The organism is Paenibacillus marchantiae (assembly GCF_028771845.1).
GTDB lineage: Bacteria > Bacillota > Bacilli > Paenibacillales > Paenibacillaceae > Paenibacillus > Paenibacillus marchantiae.
Genome location: NZ_CP118270.1, coordinates 5,712,349 through 5,726,342 on the forward strand (window position 1 = coordinate 5,712,349; position 13,994 = coordinate 5,726,342).

The following is a 13,994-nucleotide window of genomic DNA, read 5'->3' on the forward strand; positions in this document are numbered from 1 at the left end:
AGGCGAACCTTTATCAGGTTCGTCTCTTTTTATAAACTCAAAATTCCTTTTGACTAGCGTAATTCATGCATTAAGCTAATTGAATAATGTTTAATGTAGCGCCTGGTGGAGAGAGGACAGCTGTACCAACAAGCCCAAATAATTGGAACTGGATTGTTGATCCAGCAGTTACCGTCACAATAAAGTCAGACTGCAACTGACTGAGGGAAAGTAATGGTGAAACTACACTCGCCGGAATTGCTGTTCCGTTAAGTAAAATACGGGATTGAATAGCAAGTGCAGCTGTAAGATTTATTTTGTAAGAGATATAGTAACGCCCTGCATTGGCAAGAGTGAAGGTGTCATTCGTTCCATTAATGGTTATGCCAGTGCCAATATTTTGGTTATTCGGCAGTGGAATTAGTGTTCCACCCAAAATAACAACGATGGTTCCACTTGTGTTCTCACCGTAAGCCGAGTTAGATGTTACAGAAGTTCCTGTGGCTCCGGTTGCACCCGTTGCACCTGTACCCCCGGTGACTCCTGTCACGCCTGTTGCTCCTGTGACGCTCACTCCAGTGGCACCCGTTGCTCCAGTAGCTCCAGTAACTCCTGTCGATCCTGTGCTTCCAGTTACACTGGCTCCTGTTGCTCCGGTAGCTCCTGTTGCCCCGCTTGCTCCAGTAACTCCAGTTGCGCCCGTACCTCCGGTTACACTAACCCCTGTTGCCCCGGTAACCCCAGTTGTTCCGCTTGCTCCCGTAGTCCCTGTAATTCCCGTCACACCCGTGGCTCCGGTGATTCCAATTGCAACGCCCGTTGCACCCGTGATTCCGGTAGCTCCTGTTGATCCAGTGACACCGACTCCTGTGGCACCTGTTAATCCCGTCGCTCCGGTGACTCCCGTTATTCCGGTGGACCCTGTTGCACCAGTGACTCCGATTCCTGTTGCACCCGTTACTCCAGTGAGACCGACTCCTGTGGCACCTGTTATTCCTGTAACCCCGGTGCTTCCAGTTATTCCGGTTGCACCCGTTAATCCCGTTACTCCGGTGGCCCCTGTTGCACCAGTGACACTAACACCCGTGGCACCGGTGACGCCGGTAACCCCAGTGACTCCCGTTACACCCGTATCACCTGTCGCTCCGGTACTTCCCGTTACACTGACACCCGTGGCTCCAGTTACACCCGCTGCTCCTGTATCGCCGGTAACCCCAGTGACACCCGTTGCACCCGTATCGCCTGTCGCTCCTGTACTTCCCGTTACACTGACACCCGTGGCTCCAGTTACACCCGCTGCTCCTGTATCGCCGGTAACCCCAGTGACACCCGTTGCACCCGTATCGCCTGTCGCTCCTGTACTTCCCGTTACACTGACACCCGTGGCTCCAGTTACACCCGCTGCTCCTGTATCGCCGGTAACCCCAGTGACACCCGTTACACCCGTATCGCCTGTCGCTCCAGTACTTCCCGTTACACTGACACCCGTGGCTCCAGTTACACCCGCTGCTCCTGTATCGCCGGTAACCCCAGTGACACCCGTTACACCCGTATCGCCTGTCGCTCCGGTACTTCCCGTTACACTGACACCCGTGGCTCCAGTTACACCCGCTGCTCCTGTATCGCCGGTAACGCCGGTGGCTCCGGTTACACCCGTATCCCCCGTTGCTCCTGTACTTCCCGTTACACTGACACCCGTGGCTCCAGTTACACCCGCTGCTCCTGTATCGCCGGTAACGCCAGTGACACCCGTTACACCCGTATCGCCTGTCGCTCCGGTACTTCCCGTTACACTGACACCCGTGGCTCCAGTTACACCCGCTGCTCCTGTATCGCCAGTAACCCCAGTGACACCCGTTACTCCCGTATCGCCTGTCGCTCCGGTACTTCCCGTTACACTGACACCCGTGGCTCCAGTTACACCCGCTGCTCCTGTATCGCCAGTAACCCCAGTGACACCCGTTACACCCGTATCGCCTGTCGCTCCAGTACTTCCCGTTACACTGACACCCGTGGCTCCAGTTACACCCGCTGCTCCTGTATCGCCAGTAACCCCAGTGACACCCGTTACTCCCGTATCGCCTGTCGCTCCGGTACTTCCCGTTACACTGACACCCGTGGCTCCAGTTACACCCGCTGCTCCTGTATCGCCGGTAACGCCGGTGGCTCCGGTTACACCCGTATCCCCCGTTGCTCCTGTACTTCCCGTTACACTGACACCCGTGGCACCGGTAACTCCTGTATCTCCAGTGACGCCGGTAACTCCTGTGTCTCCGGTGGCTCCGTTACTTCCAGTTACACCAACTCCGGTTGCCCCTGTCGCACCCGTGGCCCCCGCGCCAGCCAACAACGTATAATCCGGGGACGTTCCTGGTGTTCCTGTTGGCGATGCCACATTTGCAATATACGTACTGCCGTCAAACGTCACCACCTGACCGGCTGGATACGTTGGCGCTACTGCTGGATCGAATGGAACAACACCCGTCAAGCCTGCGCCTGTGGCTCCCGTTGCACCGGTATCTCCCGTTGCGCCCGTTACACCAACTCCGGTTGCCCCTGTCGCACCCGTGGCTCCCGCGCCAGCCAACAATGTGTAATCCGGGGACGTTCCTGGAGTGCCTGTTGGTGATGCCACATTTGCAATATACGTGCTGCCATCAAACGTCAACACTTGACCCGCTGGATACGTTGGTGCTACCGCCGGATCAAACGGTACAATCCCACTCAAACCTACTCCAGTTGCTCCTGTTACACCCGTTGGCCCTGTAGAGCCTGCACCTGCAATTAATGTATAGTCCGGGGAAGTTCCTGGCGTTCCCGTTGGCGATGCCACATTTGTAATATACGTACTGCCGTTAAATGTCACGACCTGTCCTGCCGGATACGTTGGGGCAACTGCTGGGTCAAACGGAACTGCTCCATTCAAACCCACACCTGTTGCTCCGGTTGCACCTGTAGCACCTGCACCTGCAAGCAAGGTGTAGTCTGGTGAAGTTCCCGGCGTTCCCGTTGGCGACGCGACATTAGCAATGTACGTACTGCCGTCAAACGTCACCACTTGACCCGCTGGATACGTTGGTGCTACCGCCGGATCGAACGGTACAATCCCACTCAAACCTACTCCAGTTGCTCCCGTTACACCCGTTGGCCCTGTAGGGCCTGCGCCTGCAATCAATGTATAGTCAGGGGATGTACCTGGCGTTCCCGTTGGTGATGCCACATTTGTAATATAGGTGCTGCCATCAAAAGTTACAACTTGACCGGCCGGGTATGTTGGTGCCACTGCTGGGTTAAACGGAACTGCTCCATTCAAGCCCACGCCTGTTGCTCCGGTTGCTCCGGTGGCTCCTGCGCCAGCAAGCAATGTGTAGTCTGGTGATGTACCTGGGGTTCCAGTTGGTGAAGCTACATTAGTAATATAGGTACTACCGTCAAATGTCACTATTTGACCCGCTGGATAGGTTGGTGCTACCGCTGGATCAAACGCTAATATTCCACTTAAACCTACTCCTGTGGCTCCCGTAACCCCAGTAGGTCCTGCACCTGCCAAGAGTGTATAGTCCGGTGAAGTACCGGGAGTTCCCGTTGGCGATGCCACATTTGTAATATAAGTGCTGCCGTCAAATGTTACGACCTGACCCGCTGGATACGTAGGTGCTACTGCGGGATCAAACGGAACAGAACCACCGAGTCCCACTCCTGTTGTCCCAGTAGCCCCAGTAGCTCCGGCCGATGCCAGCAAAGTATAATCCGGTGAACTACCCGGTGTTCCCGTTGGCGATGCCACATTAGTAATATAGGTACTACCGCCAAACGTTACAATTTGTCCTGCCGGATAACCTGGTGCGAGCGCCGGATCGAATGGAATAGAGCCTGTTAAGCCTGCCCCTGTTGCTCCAGTCGTTCCGCCTGACAAAAACAACGTGTAGTCTGGAGAACTTCCCGGTACTCCGGTAGGACCATTCACGTTAACAACATAAAGACTGCCGTTATACGAAACCACTTCACCTTGCACATAGCCAGGTGCCTGAGCTGGATCAAAAACGGAAATATCATTCAATCCAACTCCAGGAGCCCCCTGCGGACCTGGTACGCCTTGGGGTCCTAGAGGACCTAGAGGACCTACCGGACCTACTGGTCCTACTGAGCCTCCTGGCCCGGCTGGACCTGGCACTCCGGGAACACCCGGAACCCCTGGAACTCCCGGGGGACCTGGAGGACCTGGAGTTCCCGATGTTCCAAATGAACTGGTAGCACGAGTCAATGATACGGATATGGAGCGGATCAAACCGACCAATTTATCTTTTTCCGCAGGCGGAACTTCCAGAAGCAACGTTACACTTAATAAATCATCAAGCAAGTTTTGCAAGTTGCCAGCCAGATTGATAACGGCTACAGGTACAACTTCAGAACCTGCTATGGTTAATTCCAGAACGGATTGTAACTCAGCTTTCACCCCAGCTCGAAAACCAGAGGTATTAACAAAGGTGAGCAAACTCCGTAAACTGTTTTGCAATGCGAGAATATTAGACGCTGTAGGCTGACTAACAGCTGCAGGAATAGTCACTGCCAATGCTTTCAAAATGGACTCAAACTGCTCCACTTCACTCGATGTTATTGGAATAAACGGTGATCCCGCTCGAAACGATCTTCCTTCTATGAAAGCTTTAATATTCACCCTTTTTCTTTCATCAGACATGCCTAATCCACTCCTCCTTTAACTTCTTCGCTTTTCAAGCTTATGTATCATAAGAGGCAAAATTATCTTGGACACATTTTTTGATGCAAAAAAAGTGAACATACTGTTCCACGTTGAACAAGATTAAACGGTACTGTTCAACAAAAAAGCACCCTCAGCATGAGGGTGCTTTCGCACTTTTTGTATGAAATCGGGCTATTTCGAAGAATCCACGGGAAATTGTAAAATAAACTCTGTTCCTTCACCAAGTACACTATTAACGATAATGGTACCGTGATGGGCATCCACAATATTTTTTACAATTGCGAGCCCCAGTCCTGTACCGACACTTTCACCTCGAACACGAGCCTTATCTGCTTTGTAGAATCGTTCAAAGATGAATGGCAGATCGGAAGACGGAATGCCTACACCTTCATCTTTTACAGTCACTTTAGCTACAGGTGTCCGGATATCGGTTAACAGCTCTGCCGATATGACAACATTTTTGCCTGAGGGAGTATGCCGAAACGCATTATCCAGCAAATTTGTAAATACCTGTTCAAGCCGATCCTCGTCAGCCTGGTGAAGTTCAATCGAAGTCTGTTTGCATTCAAACCGAAGATGGATATCCTGTTCTTTGGAACGTACCGAGAACTTTCTATATACACGCTCCAATAGTTCAACCAGATCCACTTCCTTCACAGCCATATCCGTATGACCCGCTTCCATTCGCGCAAGATCAAGCAGATCTTTAACCAACCTGCCCATACGTAAAGACTCATCATGAATCACTTGAATTAATTCTTCACTTTCTTCTGGAGAAGCCGCCATTCCATCCAAAAGAGCTTCACTATACCCTTGCATCATGGATAGCGGAGTACGTATTTCATGAGATACGTTGGCGACAAAATCACGGCGCATCTTCTCAAGTCGTACTTCCTCCGTTACGTCACGAAGCACAGCAACAGCCCCCCGTACGACACTATCTGCATACAAAGGCGCCATCTGAACAGACCAGACACCCTGCTGCACATGAACGTTAGAGTTCTGATCGCCACCTTGTTCCATCACCATTTTGAATAAAGGAACGAGTGGTTCCGGCACCTCTCGTGAAGAACTCACAGCATTCTCCGAATCCTGTCCCTCGCCCATTTGTGCCCAGTCCAAATCACACCAAGCCTGCATGATTTTCTCTCCAGGTGGGTTTGTTAAAATAACTTTCCCCTCACCATCGAATGTCACTACGGCATCGGTCATGCTTCGGAGCACGCTCGCCAGATGTTCTTTTTCATGGTTAAGGTTGCGAATGTTATCTTCCAGCTGTGCAGCCATATGGTTAAATGTATTACCTAATTCCCCAATCTCATCACTAGTTACAAGGGAGAGACGCGTACCGTAATTTCCTTTCCGAATCGCATTGGCTGCCTGAATTAACTGCTGCATCGGCTGCGTAATTTTCGTGAAAAGAAACAGCGCAAAAAAGGTCGTCAAGCTGAAACCGATAATACAAACATACGTGAACAAACGTTTGATATCTCTCGACTCAGACTCCGCAAAATTCGTATCAATATACGGCAGCAAAAAAAGACCCAATGCTATGAGTACACAGCCCACAAGGCAAATAATCGTAATCCATAACTTCCCGACCAGCGATCTCCAGAAACTAAAACTACTTCGGTACTTCCAGTTTATAACCCACACCCCACACCGTCGTAATCATCGCCGCTGATTCTGGCGAAACCTTGTTTAACTTCTCGCGAAGACGCTTCACATGCGTATCCACAGTACGAAGATCACCAAAGAATTCATAGTTCCATACATCCTTCAGCAGCTCTTCTCTGGAGAAAACTTTATCTGGAGATGTCGCGAGATAATGCAACAGTTCATATTCTTTCGGTGTTAGACTGATCTCTTCCCCACCCGCGGTTACGCGGTGAGCATCATGTTCGATGACCAAATGAGGAAATACGATATTGTTGCTTGAATTACTCTCCTTGGACAGATACGCTGTCGCAGAAGAACGACGCAGAATCGCTTTCACTCGGTAAATCACTTCACGTGGACTGAACGGTTTAACGACATAGTCATCTGCTCCGACTTCAAAGCCCTGAACGCGGTTAATTTCTTCGCCTTTTGCAGTAAGCATCAAAACCGGAGTTGATTTTACCTGACGCAAACGGGTACATACTTCAACGCCGTCCATGCCCGGCAACATCACATCAAGCAAAATCAGACCATAGTCACCTGCAGTTGCTTTTCGCAACGCAGTTTCCCCATCCTCTGCTTCATCGATTTCATAACCTTCTTTTTCGAGATACATTTTCAAAAGCCGTCGGATTCTTTCCTCGTCATCCACGACGAGTATACGGTTCTCATGTTCAGCCATTCCACTCCAGCCCCTTTGCAATAACTCCTCATCACTTCTATTATGTTCGATCTGGCGAACAATATTTGAATGCCCCATTGGACGTAGGGGCTCACGTATGTGTTTCATGGATTTCTCTCGGGAACTTTACGAAACTACCTATCCTAGTCTGCCCCTGCGTAAGAATGTAACCCGGCAATGATCAAATTCACACCAACGAGCGTAAACATAACGACCAAAAACCCAAGTACTGCAAGCCATGCAGACTTGCGGCCCTGCCAGCCTCTGGACAAACGCAAATGCAGGTACACACTATAATATAACCATGTTATCAAAGCCCACACCTCTTTGGGGTCCCATCCCCAGAAGCGGCTCCAGGCAATCTGGGCCCAGATCATAGCGAAAATTAATGCTCCCAATGTAAATATAGGAAATCCGATAGCAATTGCCCGATAACTAATCTCATCGAGATCATCGGCATCAATGCCATCCAGCATCGGTTGCAGAGCTTGTCCAAGCGGTCTTCTTACAATTAAACGAATAAGTCCATATAAGATCAACCCTACAATCAAAGACCAGACTACCGTATTCAGTTTACGTCCAGCATTAACTCCGTTCATCCAGGAAGGTGTCTCAAGCAATGGTTCCTTCATGCCAAGAAACGGTTTTATGCTCTCCACTTCGCTATTATAAGGCGCAAAAATAGGAGGCATGCGATAAATCACTTTCTCTATTGTACTATTTTCCTGTACCTCTGTGTCAATGCTAGCGATTTTCTGAACAAAAACCGCCTCATATCCGGATGCACGGAAAGCAAATACCGACCCGATAAACCCAACGACAACGACGATAGTGATTAATGTAAACTCAACCCACCCGCGCTGGCGTCTGGATGACTTATCCTTGCCACTGAAATCGACTGTGCGTAACAAGTACATGAATCCCGCCGCAAAGCCTACGGCAAAGAATGCCTCGCCAAGAGCTGCCAACGTCACGTGGATCTTGAGCCATATCGATTGTAAAGCAGGGATCAGCGGCTGTACTTCCTGAGGAAATACGGCTGCATATGCCATAATAATGATGGTTAGTGGCAATGCAAACAGTCCCAGCAACGATTTGCGATAGATGGCGTAAACTACAATAAATGCCACCATAATCATCATGGAAAGAAAACTCATAAACTCATACATATTACTTACTGGTATATGGCCTGCTCCAGCCCAGCGTGTACCAAAGAAGATGAGATGTGCAGCTAGTGCAACAGTTGATGCAATAAAGGCTCGTTTCCCCCATCGTTCTACATGAGCTTGCGGGTCACGATTACTCCATTTCTTTCCCATGACGGCAACGCCATATAACATAAATGCAGCACAATATAGAAAAAAAGATACGATAAATGCGTCGCTGCTGAAATCCAATAAACTCATGTTTGGTTCCCCCCGTTATCCAACGACTTCTCATCCACTTCCACATTCATATGTTTTAACACAGCTGCAACCTCGCGCCTAAATCCAAACCAGTTTTTGTTCGTATGGCCACCTAGGGTGAGTTGTCCATCATCAATCCGAATCCAAATACGTCGGTGGTGCCAGTAAAAGCCCATAACCAGACCCAACATAACGATGCCTGCCCCAACCCATACGAAAGGCATGGCCTTATCAATACGGATATTGAGGTAACTCACGGACTGAATGATGTCCACCTTATCCATGCTATCGACCTCTAGCTGCAAAGGAATTTCTCCTCCATTCAGCTGTTTGTTAATTGCGTCCTGTTGAAAACGCTGTTTATCGATCTGCTTCGCAAAATACAAGTACTGCATGCCCTCTGCAGGTAAATCGGGTCCCTTGATGTTAAATAGAAAGGCAGGCGCATTAGGTGAAGGGGACTTTGATTTGGGCTCTCCATTTTCATCCAGCCCAAAATCCATATATTTTTCTTTAACACTCAGACTATAGGGTCCAGCTTCAAACGTTCGCTGCGTATCCACCATAGCAATTTGGATTGCTCCATACTTCTCACCCGTCTGGGCATTGACCAAATCAGGCGTTACCGAACGAATCGTTGGTGTCAGATCATAATCAAATTGATATGCTTTTAATCCGTGGTAATTCAGTGGATGGTTCACTCGAACATCATGTCGGTCCACCTCGGTCAATTGAGGTTTTTTCGAAGGATCCGAGCAATCTGCCGTACATTCGTACAATACCACTTTGGTTTCAAATAGTTTTGGAACGGTTTTGTTCAAATTACGGAACTGTTCTGGAACCTCATCTTCATTGTAAAATTCAACATTAAACTGTTCATTCTTCAAATACATGGAGGTATTCGGTATTTTTTTGATTTCCCCTTGGGGAAAAGCAACATGCTCATCCAGATTCAGCCCGGGAAGTCCTCGAGCAAGTACTGCGAGCAGGAAGATAATCAATCCGATATGGATAACATATGGCCCCCAGCGACTGAATCGATGTTTCTCAGCCAGCAATGCAGTACCCTCGGTATGCACGCGATAACCTTTCTTTTTAAGCGGCGTAACCGCTTTCTTAATCCAGTCTTCTGATGCCTCAGCTATGGAACCTTGATACACCAGTCGCTGGCGTGTAAGAAACTGCATGTGTTTGCGTATTTTCTGTTTATTCAGCGCTTTATATAGTGGAAGTACCCGGTCTAGACTGCATATGACCAATGAAGCGCCGATCAGTACCAGTAACAAAATAAACCACCAGGATTCGTATGTATGGGACAGACCCAGCAGATAATAGATATGACCCAACTGACCGTATGTGTCCTTGTAATATACGGATGGATCAATATTCAGAAATGTACTTTCTTGTGGATAGATTGTGCCCAGCATGGAACCTACAAGTGTAAACACAATCATGTAAACAGCAATTTTGACCGATGAGAAAAAGTTCCATATGCGGTCAATGATTTTGGGATTGGTACGCTGCGAACGACGCGCCATGCCATCATAACGCATTTCCAATACTTCATCCGATTTGACCTCGGCCTCCAGCAGCGGCTTGCCACAGGCTTCACACAGCACAGTGCCCACCGGATTCTGGTGTCCGCACTCACATTTCGTATTTTGGAACACGACTAGACCTCCTGTCAGGGCTGTTTCGCCAGTTGTGAAATTTGAGCGTCAAGTGTGTCCAAATCAAGTTGACCGATATGAATGGTGGAGATTTTACCCGTGTCGGAGACAAAAAATGTCGTTGGCATCGGCGAAATGCCAAAATCCCGGATCGAGTTTTTGTCACGGTCGAGCATAATCGGAAACGTAACGCCCACCTGTCGAACAAAATTTTCCACGGTCATCTGGTCTTCCCCAACATTGATACCAACAAATTGCACACCCTGGTCCTTCCATTTGTCCGCTTGCGCTTGTAGCGCAGGCATCTCTTTGACACAAGGCTCACACCATGTTCCCCAGAAGTTGATTACCATGGCTTTGCCTTTGTATTCCTCAGACGTATGAACTTGTCCATCCAGGCCCAGCAGTTCAAAAGAAGGAGCTTTGTCTCCTTCTTTTGGCTTGCCATTCGAGCCGGATACCGATGTAGTAATCGCATATCCGCCCAACACCAGGATCAATAACAAAATGACGATTTGCACCGCTCTTCTTGATTTCCCCATGTGCTGCTCCCCTTTTAAGTCAGCTTTTTGCATAATTTAAATTTAAACGCTCCCCGGTACAAGAATTAGACGAATAACACCATTTCGATCTAACTCTTGCTGATTGAAAGTCGCTCCGGGGATTTATGCAAAAAGCTTGAGTGACTAGCATTCGCATATAACGGTCTTGGACAACTGTGAACATCCTATGAACAATTATAGCGAATTTCGTCACAAAACTGCGGCGCTTTTATGAAAATTATGTGTCCTCACATTACCTTTTTTTCATTTTTTTGGCGGGTTCTGATTTTGCGAGCGTAATCAGGTTGTTGACTTCTTCTTTGGTTAGATTGCGTGTGAGTCCCCGTTTCAGGTTTTGAAGCAAAATACCACCAAACGAAATCCGTTTCAGACGTGTTACCGGATGGTTAATCGCTTCGAACATACGTCTAACCTGACGGTTACGCCCTTCGTAAATCGTAATAGAGATAACAGATTCATTTGCTGCGGTATCCACATCTTTGTACTCAATCTCTGCCGGAGCTGTCATACCATCGTCCAGCATAATGCCTGTCTTTAATTTCTCCAGAGCCGAACCATGTGGAACACCTTTAACGGTTGCATGATACGTTTTGGGTACGTGATGCTTAGGATGCGTCAACAAATGCGCAAACTCGCCATCGTTGGTTAGAATGAGCAATCCTTCTGTGTCATAATCCAGACGACCCACTGGGTATACCCGTTCCTTGACACCTTTAAGATAGTCGGATACAATTTTCCGACCTTCAGGGTCTGAAGCACTTGTGATAACACCCTTCGGTTTGTTCAACATCATGTACACTTTCTTTTCACTGCGGATCGGTTTACCATTAACCGTAATCATATCCTCTTCGGGGTTCGCTTTCGTACCCAGTTCGGTTACGACCTCCCCGTTAACTTCTACTTTGCCGGACAGGATCAGTTCCTCGCTCTTGCGGCGGGATGCAATGCCTGCCTGTGCGATAATTTTTTGTAATCTTTCCATGTTTGTCATGTCACCTCACACTAATGATACCCATCAAGGCCGGAAATCACAAGGATAATCCATCGATTTTGTTAACACAAGGATTGTAAACACCTTTTAAGCTGCATTTAGCTATGAATTTAGACCAAAAAAGCTCACCCTCTCACTGCCGGTATGCGACAGGAGCGTTAAGGTGAGCCGTTCAATTTCAACCATATGTAACCACTACAACATGAATAAGTTTAATTGGCTACTTTACCAGCAACAACGACCTGTTTTTTCGCAGGGGTTGCACTTTCTTTAATGAAGGATTGCAATGTTTTGGAAGTAATATAATAAGTACGTCCGCCGTATACAAAGGTCATCATGCCAATAACCCGATTGTTCTGGTCCAGAACAGGGCCACCTGAATTGCCTTGTGCTACTGATTTTACGATACTGCCAATGCCTTTCTTTCCTGGAACATCTGAATCTTGTGAATTAAATACTCGGCTCTTGGCGATTGTATTGTAAGTTGAAGGGAAATCTTCGTCCAACAGCACGAGTTCCCCGGCGGAATTTTTAGGAAATCCGATGGTATAGACAATTTGATTATCTTTGGCATTTGCAAACGTCACCGGTTGTGCGTCGATTTCTTTGTCCAGCTTCAGCAATGCCATATCTGTCACCGGATCTGTTTTAATGATTTTGGCTTTAACCGGCTTGTCCAGATGACCTGGGCTTGCTACAGTAAGTGTGCCTTCATCCCCATCAGACAGTTCAGCATAATCCTGAACGACATGATAATTGGTTAGCACCTCATCCTTGGAGATCAGTATGGATGTACCTACATCATAATATACTGAATCGGGTTCATCCTGTTTGACCAGACGTACGTTCACAACTGGAAAAGAATCCGCTGTAACGGCCAACTGAGCACGTAGTTGTTTATCGAAGTATCCCGTAAAATGAATCGTATTAACGGCTTGAGCCGCAGCCAACCCCGTCTGTCCTGCAAGCAACGCAATGGCAAGCATGCCTGACATTCCAAAGCGGAGCATTCGTTTCCAACTCTTTTGCATGATTCTCACTCTCCTCCGCTATCATTCTAGCATAATTCGTATATCGGAAGGAGAGGGCATATTTTTAACCAAATACAATCAAACAAATGACCAAGGCTGCAATGAAACCAACTACATCGGAAAACAACCCAACTTTGAGCGCATAGCGACCATTACGAATGCCTACGGCTCCAAAATAAACTGTCAATACATATAGGGTTGTATCCGTACTGCCTTGAATCGTGGAAGCCATGCGGCCAATCATCGAGTCAGGGCCATAGGTTTTAATTAGGTCAGTTGTAAAGGCAAGCGAGCCTGTCCCAGTTAAAGGACGCAAAATACCGAGTGGCAATACTTCTCCCGGAACCCCCATCCAGGATACAAGTGGTGCGAATAGGCTGATCACATAATCCAATGCACCGGAAGCACGGAATACACTGATCGCTACCATCATACCTACCAGATGGGGAATAATGCTAATTGCCGTAGAGAAGCCATCTTTGGCCCCATCAACAAAAGATTCGTAGACCGGGACCTTTTTGGTAAACGCATATAATGGAACAAACGCGATGATAACCGGAATGGCCCAGACGGAAATCCAGTTGATGAAGGTTAACAACGTTGCTCATCCTTTCATACCGGGATTGTCACTTTTATGTACACGCGGCGGCCTGTGAAGTGCCCTATTTCGGTACCAGCGATCGGCTACAATGGCTGCAAATGTCGCAATAATGGTTGCCATTAGCGTGGTACCTACAATTTCCGTGGCATTCGCGGAATGATAATTAAGTCGAATGGCTATCAGGGTTGTCGGAATAATGGTGATACTCGCTGTATTCAGAGCCAGCAAAGTACACATGGCAGGGGAAGCCGTTTGTTTATCCGGATTCAGCTCTTGCAGTTGCTGCATGGCTTTGATACCCATTGGGGTTGCCGCATTACCGAGGCCGAGCAGATTGGCACTCATGTTAGATAAAATATAGCCCATGGCTGGATGATTCCGCGGAACATCCGGGAACAAAAAGCCAACAACCGGACCCAGCAGCTTCGCGATTCGTCCCAGCAGCCCGGCATCCTCAGCCATTTTCATCATACCCATCCAAAACACGAGCACACTGATCAGCCCAAAACATACCGTTACTCCGGTTGCTGCTCCATCAAAAGCCGCCTGCGTAACGACTTCAATTTTGCCTTGTGCTGCTGCAAAAGCAAATCCGGTTACGATCATGAGAAGCCAGATTAAATTGATCAAAGGATAACCCTCCCCTCATTATGGAGATAACAAATGGCTTAATACTGCGCGCCATGCGG

General features: G+C 48.2%; 10 protein-coding genes. All 10 read right to left on the reverse strand.

The window, feature by feature from the left end; all coding sequences use genetic code 11:
- Nucleotides 1-70: 70 nt before the first annotated feature.
- Nucleotides 71-4,678, reverse strand: coding sequence for a BclA C-terminal domain-containing protein (locus PTQ21_RS25700; RefSeq protein ID WP_274567607.1), 4,608 nt, complete (start codon nt 4,676-4,678; stop codon nt 71-73).
- A 195-nt stretch (nt 4,679-4,873) separates the two neighbouring features.
- Complete coding sequence (locus tag PTQ21_RS25705; protein WP_274567610.1) at nt 4,874-6,358, reverse strand: ATP-binding protein; 1,485 nt, start codon at nt 6,356-6,358, stop codon at nt 4,874-4,876.
- On the reverse strand, nt 6,327-7,043 hold the full coding sequence (locus PTQ21_RS25710; protein ID WP_017687664.1) for a response regulator transcription factor: 717 nt from the start codon (nt 7,041-7,043) through the stop codon (nt 6,327-6,329). Before PTQ21_RS25710 ends, PTQ21_RS25705 begins: the two co-directional genes overlap by 32 nt.
- Before the next feature lie 143 nt (nt 7,044-7,186).
- Complete coding sequence (ccsA, locus tag PTQ21_RS25715) at nt 7,187-8,449, reverse strand: cytochrome c biogenesis protein CcsA (protein ID WP_063568322.1); 1,263 nt, start codon at nt 8,447-8,449, stop codon at nt 7,187-7,189.
- Nucleotides 8,446-10,119 carry a cytochrome c biogenesis protein ResB gene (resB, locus tag PTQ21_RS25720; RefSeq protein ID WP_274567616.1) on the reverse strand — a complete coding sequence of 558 codons (1,674 nt, stop codon included), beginning with the start codon at nt 10,117-10,119 and terminating at the stop codon, nt 8,446-8,448. The genes ccsA and resB overlap by 4 nt, the downstream gene beginning before the upstream one ends.
- Before the next feature lie 14 nt (nt 10,120-10,133).
- The gene (locus tag PTQ21_RS25725) at nt 10,134-10,661 is read right to left on the reverse strand and encodes a redoxin domain-containing protein (RefSeq protein WP_063568320.1); all 528 of its coding nucleotides are present in this window, start codon (nt 10,659-10,661) and stop codon (nt 10,134-10,136) included.
- Nucleotides 10,662-10,914: 253 nt separating this feature from the next.
- Nucleotides 10,915-11,664: a pseudouridine synthase gene (locus PTQ21_RS25730; RefSeq protein ID WP_063568319.1), complete on the reverse strand. Its 750-nt coding sequence runs from the start codon at nt 11,662-11,664 to the stop codon at nt 10,915-10,917.
- 221 nt (nt 11,665-11,885) lie between these two features.
- A complete protein-coding gene (locus tag PTQ21_RS25735; RefSeq protein ID WP_064636817.1) occupies nt 11,886-12,704 on the reverse strand; it encodes a S1 family peptidase in 819 nt (272 codons plus the stop codon).
- A gap of 64 nt (nt 12,705-12,768) precedes the next feature.
- Entirely contained in the window at nt 12,769-13,302 is a 534-nt protein-coding gene (locus PTQ21_RS25740; RefSeq protein ID WP_062324415.1) for a spore maturation protein, read from the reverse strand.
- Between the two features lie 6 nt (nt 13,303-13,308).
- A complete protein-coding gene (locus PTQ21_RS25745) occupies nt 13,309-13,935 on the reverse strand; it encodes a nucleoside recognition domain-containing protein (protein ID WP_063568316.1) in 627 nt (208 codons plus the stop codon).
- Nucleotides 13,936-13,994: the final 59 nt, after the last annotated feature.